At 63.5% G+C, this 16,990-nt stretch carries 18 protein-coding genes; 12 read left to right on the top strand and 6 right to left on the bottom strand.

Features of this window, described 5'->3' with window-relative positions; translation table 11 throughout:
• Window positions 1–36: 36 nt before the first annotated feature.
• From A4C63_RS07435 to A4C63_RS07410, 6 genes are all read left to right on the top strand, one after another.
• Window positions 37–867, top strand: a complete 831-nt coding sequence (locus A4C63_RS07435) for a sigma 54-interacting transcriptional regulator (protein WP_063912134.1) — start codon at window positions 37–39, stop codon at window positions 865–867.
• Window positions 868–1,042: 175 nt separating this feature from the next.
• The gene (locus A4C63_RS07430; protein WP_063912133.1) at window positions 1,043–1,828 is read left to right on the top strand and encodes a MetQ/NlpA family ABC transporter substrate-binding protein; all 786 of its coding nucleotides are present in this window, start codon (window positions 1,043–1,045) and stop codon (window positions 1,826–1,828) included.
• Window positions 1,829–2,048: 220 nt separating this feature from the next.
• Window positions 2,049–2,714, top strand: coding sequence for an amino acid ABC transporter permease (locus A4C63_RS07425; protein WP_063912132.1), 666 nt, complete (start codon window positions 2,049–2,051; stop codon window positions 2,712–2,714).
• Window positions 2,695–3,354 carry an amino acid ABC transporter permease gene (locus A4C63_RS07420; RefSeq protein ID WP_063912131.1) on the top strand — a complete coding sequence of 220 codons (660 nt, stop codon included), beginning with the start codon at window positions 2,695–2,697 and terminating at the stop codon, window positions 3,352–3,354. Before A4C63_RS07425 ends, A4C63_RS07420 begins: the two co-directional genes overlap by 20 nt.
• Window positions 3,351–4,124, top strand: a complete 774-nt coding sequence (locus A4C63_RS07415; RefSeq protein WP_063912130.1) for an amino acid ABC transporter ATP-binding protein — start codon at window positions 3,351–3,353, stop codon at window positions 4,122–4,124. Before A4C63_RS07420 ends, A4C63_RS07415 begins: the two co-directional genes overlap by 4 nt.
• Window positions 4,121–4,993, top strand: coding sequence for a transporter substrate-binding domain-containing protein (locus A4C63_RS07410; protein WP_063912129.1), 873 nt, complete (start codon window positions 4,121–4,123; stop codon window positions 4,991–4,993). The genes A4C63_RS07415 and A4C63_RS07410 overlap by 4 nt, the downstream gene beginning before the upstream one ends.
• Window positions 4,994–5,029: 36 nt before the next feature.
• Here the strand turns inward: A4C63_RS07410 and A4C63_RS07405 are convergent, their stop codons facing one another.
• Window positions 5,030–5,848 (bottom strand): alpha/beta fold hydrolase, encoded by an 819-nt coding sequence (locus tag A4C63_RS07405; protein ID WP_063912411.1) that lies wholly within the window; start codon window positions 5,846–5,848, stop codon window positions 5,030–5,032.
• A gap of 149 nt (window positions 5,849–5,997) precedes the next feature.
• Entirely contained in the window at window positions 5,998–8,361 is a 2,364-nt protein-coding gene (locus A4C63_RS07400; RefSeq protein WP_063912128.1) for a penicillin acylase family protein, read from the bottom strand.
• Window positions 8,362–8,447: 86 nt separating this feature from the next.
• Between A4C63_RS07400 and A4C63_RS07395 the strand changes: the two genes are divergently transcribed.
• On the top strand, window positions 8,448–9,014 hold the full coding sequence (locus tag A4C63_RS07395; protein WP_063912127.1) for a sugar O-acetyltransferase: 567 nt from the start codon (window positions 8,448–8,450) through the stop codon (window positions 9,012–9,014).
• Here the strand turns inward: A4C63_RS07395 and A4C63_RS07390 are convergent.
• Window positions 8,993–9,562 (bottom strand): DUF6436 domain-containing protein, encoded by a 570-nt coding sequence (locus A4C63_RS07390; RefSeq protein WP_063912126.1) that lies wholly within the window; start codon window positions 9,560–9,562, stop codon window positions 8,993–8,995. The two genes, A4C63_RS07395 and A4C63_RS07390, sit on opposite strands and share 22 nt — an antisense overlap.
• 211 nt (window positions 9,563–9,773) lie before the next feature.
• Here A4C63_RS07390 and A4C63_RS07385 point away from each other — a divergent pair, with 211 nt between their 5' ends.
• Window positions 9,774–10,700: an alpha/beta hydrolase gene (locus A4C63_RS07385; protein ID WP_063912125.1), complete on the top strand. Its 927-nt coding sequence runs from the start codon at window positions 9,774–9,776 to the stop codon at window positions 10,698–10,700.
• Here A4C63_RS07385 and A4C63_RS07380 read toward each other — a convergent pair whose 3' ends face one another.
• Window positions 10,701–11,453 (bottom strand): DUF2059 domain-containing protein, encoded by a 753-nt coding sequence (locus A4C63_RS07380; RefSeq protein WP_063912124.1) that lies wholly within the window; start codon window positions 11,451–11,453, stop codon window positions 10,701–10,703.
• Window positions 11,454–11,566: 113 nt separating this feature from the next.
• On the opposite strand from A4C63_RS07380, the gene A4C63_RS07375 reads away from it, so the two are divergent.
• Entirely contained in the window at window positions 11,567–12,199 is a 633-nt protein-coding gene (locus A4C63_RS07375) for a 2OG-Fe(II) oxygenase (protein ID WP_063912410.1), read from the top strand.
• Window positions 12,186–12,689, top strand: coding sequence for a DUF523 domain-containing protein (locus A4C63_RS07370; protein ID WP_063912123.1), 504 nt, complete (start codon window positions 12,186–12,188; stop codon window positions 12,687–12,689). Before A4C63_RS07375 ends, A4C63_RS07370 begins: the two co-directional genes overlap by 14 nt.
• A 122-nt stretch (window positions 12,690–12,811) precedes the next feature.
• On the opposite strand, the gene A4C63_RS07365 is transcribed toward A4C63_RS07370, so the two are convergent.
• On the bottom strand, window positions 12,812–13,300 hold the full coding sequence (locus A4C63_RS07365; RefSeq protein WP_063912122.1) for an ABC transporter substrate-binding protein: 489 nt from the start codon (window positions 13,298–13,300) through the stop codon (window positions 12,812–12,814).
• 224 nt (window positions 13,301–13,524) lie between these two features.
• On the opposite strand from A4C63_RS07365, the gene A4C63_RS07360 reads away from it, so the two are divergent.
• The gene (locus A4C63_RS07360; RefSeq protein ID WP_063912121.1) at window positions 13,525–14,001 is read left to right on the top strand and encodes a DUF4399 domain-containing protein; all 477 of its coding nucleotides are present in this window, start codon (window positions 13,525–13,527) and stop codon (window positions 13,999–14,001) included.
• Window positions 14,002–14,167: 166 nt separating this feature from the next.
• Here the strand turns inward: A4C63_RS07360 and serA are convergent, their stop codons facing one another.
• Window positions 14,168–15,397 (bottom strand): phosphoglycerate dehydrogenase, encoded by a 1,230-nt coding sequence (gene serA / locus A4C63_RS07355; protein ID WP_063912120.1) that lies wholly within the window; start codon window positions 15,395–15,397, stop codon window positions 14,168–14,170.
• A gap of 170 nt (window positions 15,398–15,567) precedes the next feature.
• Here serA and A4C63_RS07350 point away from each other — a divergent pair, with 170 nt between their 5' ends.
• Window positions 15,568–16,965 (top strand): FAD-binding oxidoreductase, encoded by a 1,398-nt coding sequence (locus A4C63_RS07350; RefSeq protein WP_063912119.1) that lies wholly within the window; start codon window positions 15,568–15,570, stop codon window positions 16,963–16,965.
• Window positions 16,966–16,990 lie beyond the last annotated feature (25 nt).

Raw genomic sequence — 16,990 nt, 5'->3', positions numbered from 1 at the left:
CGCCCGGCCACTGCAGGCCTGGGGCGGGAGTTCGTCATGACTTTTCAAAACCCCTTTGGCCAGCCGTTGCTGACCTTCCCCGAGTTGGACAAGAGCCCGCTGAGCATCCGCGCCAAGGCGCTGGTGTTCATCGACCCGCGTTCGCAGCAGTTGCGCGCAGAGCTGGAGCACCTGGCGCCGCAACCCCTGCCGGTACTGATCCGTGGCGAAACCGGCACAGGCAAGGAACTGCTGGCCCGGCAGATCCACCGGGCCAGCGACCGCAGCGGGCTGTTCGTGTCGGTCAACTGCGCAGGCATCAGCCCCACCTATGCCGATGCCGAGCTGTTCGGCTACAGCGCCGGCAGCCAGGGCGGTACAGCCAGCAGCCGTGCCGGCTGGTTCGGCTCGGCAAACGGCGGCACGTTGTACCTGGACGAAATCGCCGACTTGCCGCTGGCCATCCAGGGCAAGTTGCTGGCCGCCCTGGAAAACCGTGAGGTTACCCGGGTGGGCGCGCAGCAGCCGCAACCGGTGGATGTGCGCCTGGTGGCCGCCACCAGTATCGACCTGGCGCGGGTGGTGCGCGCGGGGCGTTTCAACGAGCGCCTGTACCAGTATCTGCGCGAGGGGGCGCTGGAACTGCCGCCGCTGCGCGAGCGGCCGGGCGATATCCTGCCGTTGGCCGAGTACTTCGTGGGCATCTACAGCGTGCGCCTGCAGCGGCCTGTGCCGCTGGTGAGCGAGGCGGCACAGCAGGTGCTGGAGGCGCACCCCTGGCCCGGCAACACCCGTGAACTGGAGAACGTCATCCACTTCGCCTTGCTGGTGAATGACGGCGAAGAGATCCTGGCCGAGGACCTCGACCTGCCCGACCCCGCGCGCTAGACAGGGCTCATAAGCAAAGTGGCTGATGGCAGTCTGTTTTTGGAATAAGCAGCTAAATAAAAGATATTGTTACGGAATAAAAAATCTAGGTATTGTCCGCCTCACGCCCGCTGGTGAACCGGTTGGGCACCCGATTCGCCATCGTCGATGGCCCAGAACCAGAACAAGGACCACCATGAAGAAGACCCTGCTGACCACTGCCCTGGCCGCTGCCCTGTCGTTCGCCGGCCTGGCTGCCGCCGCCGAGAAACTGGTAGTTGCCGCCACCCCGGTACCGCACGCCGAAATCCTCGAGCTGATCAAGCCGACCCTGGCCAAGGAAGGTGTGGACCTGCAGATCAAGGTCTTCACCGACTACGTGCAGCCGAACGTGCAGGTTGACCAGAAGCGCCTGGACGCCAACTACTTCCAGACCCTGCCATACCTGCAGAACTTCAACGAAGGCAAGGGCACCCACCTGGATACCGTGATCGGCGTGCACGTCGAACCCTTCGGTGGTTACTCGAAGAAGGTCAAGAGCCTGAGCGAACTGAAGGAAGGCGCCACCGTTGCCATCCCTAACGAGGGCAGCAACAGCGGCCGCGCCCTGCTGCTGTTGCAGAAGGCTGGCCTGATCACCCTGAAGGATCCGAAGAACGCCCTGGCCACCCCCAAGGACATCGCCGAGAACCCGAAGAAGCTGAAGTTCCGCGAGCTTGAGTCGGCCATGCTGCCGCGTGTGCTGGACCAGGTCGACCTGGACATGATCAACACCAACTACGCTCTGGAAGCCGGCCTGAACCCGGCCAAGGACGCGCTGGTGATCGAAGGCAGCGACTCGCCATACGTGAACTTCCTGGTCGCCCGCCCGGACAACAAGGACAGCGAAGCCATCCAGAAACTGGCCAAGGCCCTGACCAGCCCGCAAGTGAAGGAATTCATCGCCAAGAAGTACCAGGGTGCGGTGCTGCCGGCGTTCTGATGCGCTTGCATTACCTTGCATGACCCAACGCCGACACTCTTGTGTCGGCGTTTTTGCTTGTGTGCGCAGGACCCTGTGGGAGCGGGCGCGCCCGCTCCCACAGGGTAGTGCGTGACGTCTCGGTGATATTGATATTCTATAAAGGTATTTATTAAATTTTTTTTAGATCATTAGAGTCTAGCTATCGTGCCCGCGCGCACCCTGCAGACCTGCTTTACCCATGACCCTCGACACCGCATTCATCCTCAGCACGCTGCCCGCCTTCCTCAAGGCAGTGGGCGTGACCCTGCAGGTCGGCCTGATCGCCATCGTCACCTCGCTGCTGGTCGCCCTGGTCAACGCCACACTGCCGGTATTGCGCACCCCGTACCTGTGGCGCCTGGTAAAAGCCTACGTGGAGCTGGCGCGCAACACGCCGCTGCTGATCCAGCTGTTCTTCGTCTACTTCGCCTTGCCCAGCCTGGGCCTGAAGATTTCCGGCTTTGCCGCGGCAATCATCACCATGACTTTCATGGGCGGTGCCTACCTGACCGAAGTGCTGCGCGCCGGCATCGAGGCCGTGCCCCGTGCCCAGCTGGAGTCCGGGCGCTCCATCGGCCTGTCCGAAGGCCAGCTGCTGCGCCACGTGGTGCTGCCTCAGGCCGGCATTCTCAGCCTGCCGGCATTGTTCGCCAACTTCATCTTCCTACTCAAGGAAACCACCGTGGTCTCGGCGGTGGCCGTGCCGGAAATCCTCTACACCACCAAGAACTACATCGCGCTGTACTACAAGACCTATGAAATGCTCACCGTGCTGACCCTGCTCTGCGTGCTGCTGTTCCTGCCGCTGTCGTTGCTGCTGCGCCATGTCGAAAGGAGGCTGCAACATGCCCAATTCGGCGTCTGAACTGCTGCTGCAGGTATTGCCGCAGCTGGCTGGCGGTGCGGCGCAGACCCTGGCCATCTCCGCGCTGGGCATCCTTTTCGCGACGCTGGGCGGTGTGCTCTATGGCGTGCTGGCAACCCTGGGCAACCGGGCCCTGAACATTGCCTTGCAGGTGTACCTGGAGCTGTTCCGTGCCATCCCGGTGCTGGTCTGGCTGTACCTGGTGTTCTTTGGCCTGCCGATCTTCTTTGCCCTGAGCATCCCCAGCTTCTGGTGCGCGGTGCTGGTGCTGGGCCTGTGGGGCGCCAGCGAGGTGGGTGAGGTGGTGCGAGGCGCGCTGCGTTCGCTGCCGCGCGGCCAGCGCGAGGCGGGGCTGTCGATCGGTCTGGCCGGCTGGCAGCTGTATGGCTACGTGCTGTTGCCACAGGCGCTCAAGCGCATGACCCCACCGACCATCAACATCTACACGCGGATCATCAAGACCAGCTCGCTGGCGGTGCTGATCGGCGTGGTCGAGGTGATCAAGGCCGGCCAGCAGATCATCGAACGCACCTACGAGTCGGTGCTGATCTACGGCGCCTTGTTCCTGTTCTTCTTCATCGTCTGCTATCCGCTGTCCACCGCTTCAGGCGTGCTGGAACGCCGCTGGGCCCACTCATGAGCGCATTGATCGAATTCCAGGGTTTCAACAAGTTCTTTGGCGAGCACCAGGTGCTCAAGGACGTCGACCTCCAGGTGGCGGCTGGCGAGGTGGTGGTCATCCTCGGCCCCAGCGGCTGTGGCAAAAGCACGCTGCTGCGCTGCCTCAACGGCCTGGAGCAGGCCCACGGCGGCCACCTGCGCCTGGCCGGTCAGGATCTGCTCGACCCGCGCACCGATTGGCGCGAGATCCGCCAGCGGGTCGGCATGGTGTTCCAGAGCTATCACCTGTTCGGCCACATGAGCGTGATCGACAACCTGCTGCTTGGCCCGCTCAAGGTGCAAAAGCGCGAACGCGCCGAAGCGCAGGCCCAGGCCGAGGCGCTGCTGGCGCGGGTCGGCCTGCTGGACAAGCGCGACGCCTTTCCCCGGCAGTTGTCCGGGGGCCAGCAACAGCGCATCGCCATCGTGCGTTCGCTGTGCATGAACCCCGAGGTGATGCTGTTCGACGAAGTTACCGCGGCCCTCGACCCGGAAATGGTCAAGGAGGTGCTGCAGGTGATCCAGGGCCTGGCCCGCGACGGCATGACCTTGCTCATCGTTACCCACGAAATGGCCTTCGCTCGCGCGGTGGCCGACCGCATCGTGTTCATGGAGGCCGGCAGGGTCCTTGAACAGGGTGACCCCGAGAGCTTCTTCACCCGACCGCGGACCGCACGCGCGCAGCAGTTCCTGGAGAAATTCTCCTTCGTAGAAAGCCTGCCGAAGACACTGCACAAGGAACTGTCATGAAAACTGCCAACCTCACCAAACTGCTGGCGCCGCTGTTCGGCCTGGCCTTGCTGGCCGGCTGCAACAAGGCTGAAGAACCACCCAAGCCCGCAGCGGCCTCGCCGGCCAACAGCTACCTGGAAACCATCAAGGCCCGCGACAAGCTGATTGTCGGGGTGTTCACCGACAAGCCACCGTTCGGTTTCGTCGATGAAAAGGGCCGCTACGTGGGCTTTGATACCGACATCGGCCGGCGCCTGGCCAAGGACCTGCTGGGCGATGAAAACAAGGTCGAGTTCGTTGCCGTGGAGCCGGCCAGCCGTATCCCGTTCCTGCAGAGCGACAAGGTCGACCTGATCCTCGCCAACATGACCGTGACCCCGGAGCGCAAGGAAGCGGTGGACTTCACCAACCCCAACCTGCGCGTTGCCGTACAGGCCATCGTCGCGGATGGCAGCCCGGTGCAGAAGCTCGACGACCTGGCCGACAAGACCATCATCGTCACCACCGGCACTACCGCTGATATCTGGCTGACCAAGAACCACCCGGACTGGAAACTGCTCAAGTTCGAGAAGAACAGCGAATCGCTGCAAGCGCTGGCCACCGGCCGTGGCGATGCCTATGCGCAGGACAACCTGATTTTGTTCAGCTGGGCCAAGCAGAACCCGGGCTACCGCGTGCTGCCTGAGCTGCTGGGTGACGAGGCTCCGATTGCACCGGCGGTGAAGAAGGGCAACACCGAGCTGCGTGACTGGGTGAATGCCGAGCTGGCCAAGCTGGGGGAGGAGAAGTTTCTGCTGAAGCTGTATGACCAGTATGTGCGCAAGGAACTGAGCGATGACACCAAGCCGGAAAGCGTGATTGTGGAAGGGGGCAAGTGGCAGGGGTGAGGGTGCCATTGGGGCCGCTTTGCAGCCCCGATTACTTCAACGATTACGCGGCAGCCAGTTCAACAAGAACTCATTCACCACCCGCGGGTTCTCTAGGCTGGAGATATGCCCCGCAAACGGAATCTGCGCCGCCAGGCAGCCAATGATCCGTGCCATTTCATTGGACTCTTCTGGCGGCCGTGGGATGTCCTGGTCGCCGCACATCAGGATGGTTCTTTCGCTCGGCAGCTGCTTGAGCTGCTCCAGCAGGTCGCGTCGTCCGAAGATGATCCGCCCCATGGGATCGAGGCTCTCGCGAATGGTTTGTGCACTGCTTGCCTTTAGCTGAGCACGAAACCGCTCGCGGATTTCCGGCACGGTCTGGCCGCCTGCGTGGAAAAAAATGGGCACGATGATGTCGAGCAGCGCGTCGCTGAACTCGCCGGCTGCGCTGGCGGCATCGAGCAAGGCGAAGTATTTGCGCCGGGTCTCCTCCGGCTCGGCGCCCAGGTAAGTGTCCATGAGCACCAGGCGGTCAATTCGTTCAGGGTGGGTAGCAGCCAGCGGTGCCCCCCACATACCGCCTACCGACAGCCCGACCAGGTGGCACTTGGTAATGTCCAGGGCGTCCAGCAATACCAGGTACTGGCGGACCAGGCTGTTCATGTCGATGGTCGTGGCTGGCGGAGCGTCGGAGCCGCCGTGGCCCCACAGCTCGGGTACGATGACGCGGAAGTGTTGCGACAGGGCTTCGATCTGCGGCTGCCACATCTCGGCGGACCACAGGTAACTGTGGCCGAGCAGGACCGGGAAGCCCTGGCCCTGGTCGATGTAGCTCATGCGGGCGCCGTCGATTTCGATGAAGTTTCTTTGCATGGAATGGGTCTCGGCTGGGAGTGCTGTAGGGTATTCGAAATTGTCGGGGGCCGCCTTGCGGCCCATTCGCAGCGCAAGGCTGCTCCTACAGGGGATCGCGGTTTCTTGTAGGAGCAGCCTTGTGCTGCGAATGGGGCATGGCAGCCCCTTTACTGAGTTGGCACCAATCGCAACGTACTCTGCGCCGGAATCATCCCCATCTGCGCCTTCTGGTACTGCCCCTGCACATACCCTTCGGCCTGATCCGCAAAATGCCTGTCGAACGGCACGCCACTCTGGCCGACCGGGTTGCTGGTCAGCGCCTGCCCGGCATCGGCAAAGTCGACCAGCCGCCGAGTCGACGGCCCATAGGTCACCGGCCATGGCGCCGGGCCGATTTTCGCCGAGAGGTTGTTCGGTACTTCATGGGTGCCTGGTGCAGCGAACGGGCCGACGTTGAATAGCAGGTTCAGCGGCTTTTTAACCCCCAGCGGGTGGTTGTGGGTCAGGGTATGCGCCTTGCCCCACTGCCAGCTGGCCGGGTCACTGCCCACAGTCTCCCGCAGGTGCTTCAAGCTGTTTTGCCACGCCGTGCGTACCACGGCGGTTCGGTCGGTGCGCTGGTTGCCTCCGCGAGTGTTCCACCAGGGCGAATCGGCATCCGCCGCCAGGCGCGGCAGGGCAGCGTCGATGGCGCGGGTGCTGATCAGCACCGGGAACCAGGTGTCGCCCAGTTCGTCATGCAGGGCCGCGAATGCCAGTTCGTAGAGAAACTGGTTGAACAGTGTGGCGCTGGTCGAGTCGAGCGGGTAGTCGCCGCCCCAGGCTGCCAGTTGCTCGACCAGCTCTTTCTCTTCGTCACCTTCGGCCACTGCACGTAGCGTTGCCAGCAGTGGTGCAAGGGTGCGCGGGCCATGGTCGCTGGCAGTGTCCAGTTGCAGCGCCTGGCTGTTTTGGGTGTCCCACTTCACCTCGGGGTCGGCCAGGTGGCGGTCGAGCTGGCGGCCACGGTCCGGCAGGTTGTAATAGCCCGGTACCGGCACCGCCGCCGGAGGCTGGTAGTTGGCCGAGACAATGTAGCCACGCGCCGGGTTCTCCTGCTGCGGGTTGACGCTGAACGGATAGAAGCCGAGCTTGTCGGCCTGCGCACTGGCACCGTCGAGGATGAACGCGGGATCGACGCCGTCGGGGCGGATCGGCAACTGCGCCGCCGCCCACCAGCCGATATCGCCACGGGCATTGGCCCAGACCAGGTTCAGCCCCGGCGCATGCACCTTGGCCGCGGCTTCGCGCATCTTGCCCAGGGTATCGGCGCGGTTGAGCTGGTAGAAACCGTCGAGAATCGGGTTTTCGGTTTCCAGGAACGCCCACCACATGGCGATAGGCGTGGGCCCGGCGGTGGCGCCCAGCACGTCGTTGACGATCGGGCCGTGGGGCGAGCGGCGCAGGCTGAGGGTGACCGGCGCTTCGCCTTTGACGGCGATCTGCTGCTCGGTCTTTTCCAGCGCCTGCCATTTGCCATCGACCATCACCTGGTTGGCATCGGCTGGGTTGGTGCGTTCGGCGATCAGGTCGACGTCGTCGTTCTGGAACATGGTCAGGCTCCAGCCAAAGTCGCGGTTGTGGCCGAGCAGGGCGAACGGGTTGAGCGCCTGGAAGTAGCCATACAGGTTGAAACCGGGCGCCGACAGCTCGGCCTCGTACCACACCGCCGGCACCGCGAAACCGATGTGCGGGTCGCCGGCCAGCAGCGGCCTGCCACTGCGGGTACGGCTGCCGGCCACGGCCCAGGCGTTGCTGCCCTCGAATTGCGGGATGCCCGCATCGCCCAGTGCTTCATGGCTGAGGCGGGCGAGGGCCTCCAGGCTTTGCCAGTCGGCAGTGGCCAGCGGTGTACCCAAGGCGCCTTCGGGCTGCCAGGCGAGATCGAAGATGTTCAGGTACTCGGGGCCCAACTGGTCGCGAATGTAGGTCAGCGCGGGCTCGGTGCGAAACGCGGCGGCAAAGCTGTAGGCCAGGTAGCCGGCGATGCTCAGGGTGTCTTCGGCGCTGAACGGGCGCGCAGTGATGCCGAGCAGGTCGAACTCCATGGGTTTGGGGTGGCTGGCCTGCCAGCTGTTCACCCCGTCGAGGTAGGCCTGCAGGGCTTGCCAGGCGGGCGATTGCCGGTCCTGACGCTTGGCCATCAGCGCTGCCTGTTCGCGAATGCGCAGGCTACGGAACAGGGTGTCGGTGGGCAGCAGCTTGTCACCAAGCACCTCGGCCAGCTCGCCCCGGGCCAGGCGGCGCAGGATTTCCATCTGGAACAGCCGGTCCTGGGCATGCACGTAGCCGAGGGCACGGTACAGGTCCGGTTCGCTCTGCGCCTGCAGGTGCGGCACGCCGCGGGCGTCGTAGCGCACGCTGACCGGCGCCTGCAGGCCAGCGATGGCCACCTCGCCCTCGCGTTGCGGCAGCTTGCCCTGCACATACCAGTATCCGGCGCCGGCGGCCACGGCAACTACCACGGCCAACAGGGTCAGGCTGCGCTTCATGCAGGCTCCTTGTGCGTTCAAGCGAGAAATGTGGTCCGATGATCGGCGGATTCGCGAACAGAGCATAGCCCCAGGAAGGAGTTTCCATGTCCCTCAGCGAAAAACAGAAAATGCTTACAGGCCAGCTCTACCACGCTGGCTGCCCCGAGTTGCAGGCCGAGCAGATCGCCAACAAGCATTGGATGCACCGCTACAACAGCAGTGTCGAATTGCTCAACGACGCACGTCATGGGCTATTGGTCGAGCACTTTGGCCTGGTCGGCGAAGGCGCGGTGATCCGCCCGCCGTTCTATTGCGACTATGGCTACAACATCAGCGTCGGGCGCAATACTTTCATGAATTTCAACTGCGTGATCCTCGACGTGCTGCCGGTGCGTATCGGGGACGACTGCCAGATCGGCCCGAATGTGCAGATCTACGCCGCCGACCATCCGCTCGATCCCGAAGTGCGCCGCACAGGGCTGGAGAGCGGTCGGCCAGTGACCATCGGCAATAACGTGTGGATCGGGGGTGCGGCGATCATCCTGCCGGGGGTGACCATTGGCGACAACGCCGTGGTGGGTGCCGGTAGTGTGGTCACCCGTGACGTGCCGGCGGGCGCAGTGGTGGTGGGCAACCCGGCGCGAGTGCGTCAGCCGGCCCAGGGGCAGTAGCATCCCACCGCCAGGCTATTGGAGGCACTCACCTGCCGGCCGTCGAGCAGCGCCTTGAGGATCGGTTCGATGAAGCTGTTGCTGGCGTTGCACACCGCGCCTTCGCTATAGGGGCCGAAGTAGGCCAGGTGGCCTTGCCGGTCCCAGATGGCCACGGCCGGGGAGGCGGGCAGGTGTTCGCTGCCGGGCAGGCTGGCGAGTGGCTTGAGGGCGGTGAGGTTGGCGGGCAGCTGGCCGTGGCTGCCGGGCTTTTGCAGCACGTGGAAGGTCACTTCCTGGCTGGCGAACTGGCTGACCAGGTCGCCCAGGTGCTGCTGGTTGCCGACGTTGCACGGGCAGGCCGGGTCCCAGAAATGCACTACCCGGATCGGGCCGGTGCCGGCCAGTTCGGTGGGCAGTCGCAGCTGGCTGCCGTCGAACAGGATGGCCTGGTTGTCGAACGGGCGCAGGTAGCGGGCCTGGAAGGTGGTGTAGGCCTGCCAGAGGATGGCCACGCCGACCAGAAGGGCGATTGCCGTACACAACGGTTTGATGATCCGAGTCTTCATGAAGTTTCCGCGGCCCTCTGTAGGAGCAGCCTTGTGCTGCGAAAGGGCAGGCATGACTGATGGAGTTGTTGTGGCAGTACCGGCCTCTTCGCAGCACAAGGCTGCTCCTACCGGGGATACCGCTATCGGCCTGAAATCGAGCAAGCTTGCCACGACGTCGGCCAGAGCTGAATATCCCAGATCAATACTTGCTTCACTGTGGATGTACCCGATGCCCGTTGCCTTTCACCCCGACCTCCTGCGCACCAGCCTGGCGCCGCTGACCGCTCGCCAGCCGTTGTCGGCGCAGGCGCAGGACTACCAGCGCTTCTATGGCCTGAACCTGCCGGCACATAGCTGGCTGGGTGGCTTTCAGGCTGCCGGGTTCGACCTGGTCGGGCAGGTCTGGTTACCCGAACAGCCGACCGCGACGCTGTTCCTGCTGCACGGCTATTACGACCATATGGGCCTCTACCGGCATGTGATCGATTGGGCGCTCAAACAGGGTTTCGCCGTGATCAGCTGCGACCTGCCCGGCCACGGTCTGTCCAGCGGCGAGCGGGCCAGCATCAGTGATTTCGCGGTGTACCAGCAGGTGCTGGAGGCTTTGTTCGAACAGGCGCGCACGCTGCAGCTACCGCGCCCTTGGCACCTGTGCGGGCAGAGCACAGGTGGCGCCATCGCCGTGGATCACCTGCTACACCAGGGCGCGCGCAGCCCCATCGATGGCCAGGTCATCCTGTTGGCACCGCTGGTGCGGCCCTGTGCCTGGCGCTGGTCGAAGCTGAGCTATCGCGTGCTGCGTCACTTCGTGAATGGCATCGAGCGGCGCTTCAGCGAGAACACCAATGACCCGACCTTCCTGCCGTTCCTCGAAGCCGATCCGCTGCAACCGCGCCGCCTGCCAACGGCCTGGGTGGGCGCCTTGATTGCCTGGGTCAAGCGCATCGAGGCCGCGCCGCGCAGTACGCGGCGGCCGTTGATAGTGCAAGGAGAGGCGGATGGCACAGTGGACTGGCCGTACAACCTCGAAGTACTCAAGGCCAAGTTTGCCGAGCCACAGATATTGATGCTACCTGAGGCCCGTCACCACCTGGCCAACGAGCTACCGGGCATTCGCCAGCGCTACTTCGACTTCATCGACCAGCGCCTGGGCTGATCACTTCAGGTCGTTGGTGCTTTGGCCAACCGCCAGGCCTGCGCGCACAGCGGCCAGGGCGGCTTGGTAGTAAGCCTTGCCATCTGGCGACTCGGCGAATGTGGCGAACTCTTCCAGTTCGGCATCGGACAGGTCGCGGTAGACGTACAGCAGGGTGTTGTTGAGGTCTTCGCCGATCTGGTTCATCAGACGTTGGCGCTGGCCGTCGAGCAGGCCCTGGGCCTGGCCGCTGCCGAACAGGCCAGGGATCATCGAGCTGAGGCTGTCGGCCGCCACGCCGGCGATGGCCAGGCTGACTTCGGCGCCAGCTTCGCGCGCCGGTAGGGCCTGGGCCAGGTGGCCGATGATCAGCAGGCGGTCGTCGCTGGCCTGGATTTTCGGCAGGCCCTTGGCATTCCTGGCCAGTTCATCCTTGCGTGTGGCCTTGAGCTCGGCGGCTACCACCTTGCGGCCCAGCGGCGAACGGAAGAAGGCCAGCGCCGGTGCCGGGTTGGCCAAGGTTGCGCGCAGCTGCGCCTGGGCGCGCCGGTCCACCGCCTGGGCCTGGAAACGCTGGTTGCTGTTGTTGACCAGCGCCTGGTACACGGCGGGTGGCAAACTGTTGCGGTAGCGTTCCTGGGCGGCGGTCAGGGCATCGTTGAAGTGGGCGCGCTGGTCGGGCCAGCCGGCGGCCTTGTACAGTTGATCCAGGTTGTCTGCCCAGACAGGCACGGTGCAGATCATCAGCAGAATCAGGGAAAACAGACGGCGCATTCAGGACTCCTGTCGGCAGGTGGCTATTGTCCGTGGCCGGGCGCCGGTTTGTCGAGATATCCGCGTGCTTCTCGGCCAAGTGGCGCTGTGCGCCGGCATGGCTAATGGATATGATGCGCGCCATGCACATCTCCCCTGAACACCCGATGCTTGCGGCCGTCGTCGACGATCTGGCCACCCATGGCTGGTCCCAGCAGGCGCTGTTTCTGCCTGCCGACCTGGTGCGCGCGCTGGCGGCCGAGTGCCGGCGCCGTGATGCCGAAGGCGAACTCAACCCCGCGGGGGTTGGGCGCGGTGCTGCCCAGGAGGTACGCGAGGCCATCCGCGGCGACCAGATCCAGTGGATCGACCCCGGTCAGGCCGAGGCCTGCGACCAGTACCTGGCCGCCATGGACCAACTGCGCCAGGCCATCAACCAGGGCCTGTTCCTGGGCCTGGAGGATTTCGAGTGCCATTTTGCCCTGTACCCACCGGGGGCGTTCTATCGCCGGCACCTGGACCGCTTCCGCGACGATGACCGGCGCATGGTGTCGGCGGTGCTCTACCTGAATGAAGGCTGGCAGCCGCAGGACGGCGGCCAGTTGCGCATGTTCCTGGCGGGCGGTGTCGAGCACGATGTACAGCCTGTAGCGGGCTGCCTGGTGGTGTTCCTGTCGGGCGAGGTGCCCCATGAGGTGCTGCCGGCCGGGCGTGAGCGGCTTTCCTTGACCGGGTGGTTCCGGCGCCGTGGCAATGACCCGTTCTGACTTGCCCAAGGTGCTGGTCAGCGCCTGCCTGCTGGGGCAGCCAGTGCGCTATGACGGCCGCGCCAGTGGCTACCCCGACCTTTTGCAGCATTGGCAGGCCGAAGGGCGCGTGGTGCCGTTGTGCCCGGAAGTGGCCGGTGGCTTGCCGACACCACGGCCGCCTGCAGAGATACCGGGCGGGCAGGGTAGTGAGGTGCTCGACGGTGGCGCGCAGGTGCTGACGGTGACGGGCGAGGATGTCAGCGCCGAGTTCTTGGCCGGGGCGCAACGGGCGCTGGAGCTGGTGCGCCGGCACGGCATTCGCGTGGCGGTGCTGAAAGCGGGTAGCCCTTCGTGTGGCAACCGGTTGACCTACGACGGTACGTTCAGTGGTGTGAAGGTGGCCGGGGAAGGGGTGACCACGGCATTGCTGCGGCGGGCGGGGGTGCTGGTGTTCAGCGAGCTGGAGCTGGACAAGGCACAGCAGGCTCTGATTGAGTTTTCTGCTTGAACCTGTACTGGCCTCTTCGCGGGCTCGCCCGCTCCCACAGGGAAAGCACCCGCTCCCGGGCCTGTGATTAACCTGTGGGAGCGGGCGAGCCCGCGAAGAGGCCAGTACAGGCAATAAAGCGCTTACTGCCCGGACGCAGTCTCAGGCAAACCCTTGAACCACTTCTGCTCAAGCTCGGCAGTTCGCCCGCTGTCCTTGAGCCGTTGCAGTGCATTGTTCACCGCGCTCTCGAACGCCGGGTTGTCCTTCTGGAACGGGATCACCAGCTGCTTCTCGCCAAACGGCTGGCTTACATCGAGCTGGCCGTCACCTTTGGGCGCTTCGCTCGACGGGGTCAGCGCGATGTCGTACTTGCCACTCTCGACACCGGGCAGTACCTCTGTCGCGGGGGCTTCGATGAACTCGGCGCGCAGGTCCAGCTCCTTGGCCAGGTCCTGGCCGAACTCGATCTCGAAACCGGTCAGGTGGTCATTTTCCTTGAAAGCGTACGGTGAGTTGTCGGCCTGCACGGCGATGCGCAGTTCGCCCCGGTCGGCGATTTCGTCTATCAGCTCGGCCTGAGCCAATGGCGTGATCAGTACCGCCAGTAATACCCCTATGGTCGAACGCATGAAAGCCCCTTTCTCCTTTGGCAAATGAGTAACCTTCGCCACGGCTTTTTTCCTCGCCGTGGTCGAGCGCAGCCTATGACCTTGAAGCCTCGGCATTGTTTAACCTTGATTGAAATATTTCTGCCTGACGATGTGAACATCTGGGCGCACATATCAACTAAGGTGAACCACCGCCGCCACTGGAATATTGGCGGCGGTCAATAAGTGAATCACAGGAGAAGTGAATGAACAGCCTATTTTCGCGTGCTGCCGTTGCTGGTCTGTTGATGGGGGCGTCGGTGTTCGCCAGTGCCGCAGATGCCCTGAAGAGCCAGGAACCGCCAAAGGAGGCCAGGGTTTTCATCGTTTCCCCCGCCGATGGCGCTACGGTCGACAAGACCTTCACCGTCAAGTTTGGCATCGAGGGCATGGCGCTCAAGCCAGCGGGTGACAATACCCCGCACACCGGGCACCACCACCTGCTGGTGGATGTGGACAAGGAACCCATGGCCGACATGGCGCTGCCAGTCAGCCAGATGCCACAGAGCGGCACCGCGCTGCCGGCGGGCCCGCAGGTGCTGCACTTCGGCAAGGCGCAGACCGAAACCAGCATTACCCTGACCCCGGGCAAGCACACCCTGCAGTTGGTGCTGGGTGACCAGTATCACGTGCCGTTCAAGCCGAGCGTCGTGTCGCAGAAGATTACTGTCGACGTGAAATAGGTGTTGGGTTCTTCGCGGGCTTGCCCGCTCCCACAGGATCACCACTGGCTTCGAAGCTTGTGGCGCCCTGTGGGAGCGGGCAAGCCCGCGAAGCAGGCGACGTCGATTTCACAGGCAAAAAAAAGGGAGGCCACCAGGGCCTCCCTTTTTCATGTCGCCAGCGAACTTAGAACAGGACGCGGGAACGGATGGTGCCCTTGACCTGTTGCAGCTTCTCTTGCGCCAGGTCGGAGTACTCAGCGTCAACGTCGATCACCACGTAACCGACTTTCTCGTTGGTTTGCAGGAACTGACCGGAGATGTTGATGCCGTTCTCGGCGAAGACCTTGTTGATCTCGCTGAGTACGCCCGGGATGTTTTCGTGGATGTGCAGCAGGCGGTGCTTGCCTGGGTGCGCCGGCAGGGCAACTTCCGGGAAGTTGACCGAGGACACCGAGGTACCGTTGTCGCTGTACTTGACCAGCTTCTCGGCCACTTCCAGGCCGATGTTGGCCTGGGCTTCGGCGGTGGAACCACCGATGTGCGGGGTCAGGATCACGTTGTCCAGGCCACGCAGCGGGCTTTCGAACTGCTCGTCGTTGGAGCGCGGTTCGACCGGGAACACGTCGATGGCGGCGCCGATCAGGTGCTGGTCCTTGATGGCGGCGGCCAGGTGGTCCAGCTCGACCACGGTGCCACGGGCGGCGTTGATCAGGATCGCGCCCTTCTTCATCGAGCGGATTTCCTTCTCGCCGATCATCCACTGGGTGGATGGCAGCTCAGGCACGTGCAGCGAAACGATGTCGGCCAGGCCCAGCAGCTCGTTCAGGCTGGTGACCTGCACGGCATTGCCCAGTGGCAGCTTGGTCAGCGGGTCGTAGAAATACACCTGCATGCCCATGTTTTCGGCCAGGACCGACAGCTGGGTGCCGATCGAGCCGTAACCGACGATACCCAGCTTCTTGCCGCGGATTTCGAAGGAGTTGGCCGCGCTCTTGATCCAGCCACCACGGTGGCAGGAAGCGTTCTTCTCGGGGATGCCGCGCAGCAGCAGGATGGCTTCGGCCAGTACCAGTTCGGCTACCGAGCGGGTGTTGGAGTATGGCGCGTTGAACACGGCGATACCGCGCTCGCGGGCAGCTTCCAGGTCAACCTGGTTGGTGCCGATGCAGAAGCAGCCAACGGCGACCAGTTTCTTGGCGCAGTCGAAGATCTCTTCGGTCAGCTGGGTGCGCGAACGGATGCCGATGAAGTGGGCATCGGCGATCTTTTCCTTCAGCTCGGCTTCCGGCAGCGAACCAGTGAGGTATTCGATGTTGGTGTAGCCGGCGGCCTTGAGGGTATCGACCGCGTTCTGGTGCACACCTTCAAGAAGAAGGAACCGGATCTTGCTCTTGTCGAGAGAAGTCTTGCTCATCTGCGTAAACCTGTATCCCGGAGAAAAAATGGCGAGGGTGATGCCAGGCGCGAAGGCAGCCTTAGCATGAACAGCGGGAGGGCTATGCTAGCATACGCGACACAATCTGAGCTTATCCCGACAGGTGAAGAGTGCTCAGGGTGACTATGAATAAGTCGAGAGTTCCAGCGATGACCCACCCCGCTGTTATTGACGAACTGATGACCCTTGTCGACCCTGGCAAGGTCCTGACCGACGCAGCTTCCCTGGAAGCCTATGGCAAGGACTGGACCAAGCATTACCCACCGGCGCCCAGCGCCATCGTCTTCCCCAAGACGGTGGAGCAGGTGCAGGCGATCGTGCGCTGGGCCAATATGCACAAGGTGGCGCTGGTGCCGTCCGGCGGGCGTACCGGGCTTTCCGCAGGCGCCGTGGCGGCCAATGGCGAGGTGGTGGTCGCCTTCGACTACATGAACCAGATTCTCGGCTTTAACGCCGTCGACCGCACCGTGGTCTGCCAGCCAGGGGTGATTACCCGCCAGTTGCAGGCCTGTGCCGAAGAGCAGGGCCTGTATTACCCGGTGGACTTCGCCTCCAGCGGTTCCAGCCAGATTGGCGGCAATATCGGCACCAATGCTGGCGGGATAAAGGTGATTCGCTACGGCATGACCCGCAACTGGGTGGCCGGGCTGAAAGTGGTCACTGGCAAGGGTGAGCTGCTGGAGCTGAACAAGGACCTGATCAAGAACGCCACCGGCTACGACCTGCGGCAGCTGTTCATCGGCGCCGAAGGTACCCTGGGCTTCGTGGTCGAGGCCACCATGCGCCTGGACCGTGCACCGCGCAACCTCACTGCGATGGTGCTGGGTACCCCTGACTTCGACTCGATCATGCCGGTGTTGCATGCCTTCCAGGGCAAACTGGACCTGACCGCCTTCGAGTTCTTCTCCGACAAGGGCCTGGCCAGGATCCTGGCGCGTGGCGACGTGCCGGCGCCGTTCGAGACCGACTGCCCGTTCTATGCGCTGCTGGAGTTCGAGGCCAGCACTGAGGAGGTGGGCAACGAAGCCTTGGCCACCTTCGAGCACTGCGTCGAGCAGGGCTGGGTGCTGGACGGGGTGATGAGCCAGAGCGAGACCCAGCTGAAAAACCTGTGGAAACTGCGCGAGTACCTGTCGGAAACCATCTCGCACTGGACCCCCTACAAGAATGACATTTCCGTCACCGTGTCGAAAGTGCCGGCGTTCCTGCGCGATATCGATGCCATCGTCGCCGAACATTACCCGGATTACGAAGTGGTGTGGTACGGCCACATTGGCGACGGCAACCTGCACCTGAACATCCTCAAGCCCGAGCACATGAACAAGGATGAGTTCTTTGCCTCGTGCACCAAGGTCAACAAGTGGGTGTTCGATATCGTCAAACGCTACAACGGCTCGATCTCGGCCGAGCACGGCGTGGGCATGACCAAGCGCGACTACCTGGGCTACAGCCGCTCGCCCGAAGAAATCGCCTGCATGAAGGCAATAAAGGCCGTGTTCGACCCTAACGGCATCATGAATCCGGGTAAGATCTTCGCACCTGAATAGAAAGCAGTATCCAGAGGAGTCGGCC

Source organism: Pseudomonas sp. p21, from assembly GCF_001642705.1.
Classification (GTDB): Bacteria; Pseudomonadota; Gammaproteobacteria; order Pseudomonadales; family Pseudomonadaceae; genus Aquipseudomonas.
This window is presented reverse-complemented; position numbering and strand designations above follow the sequence as displayed.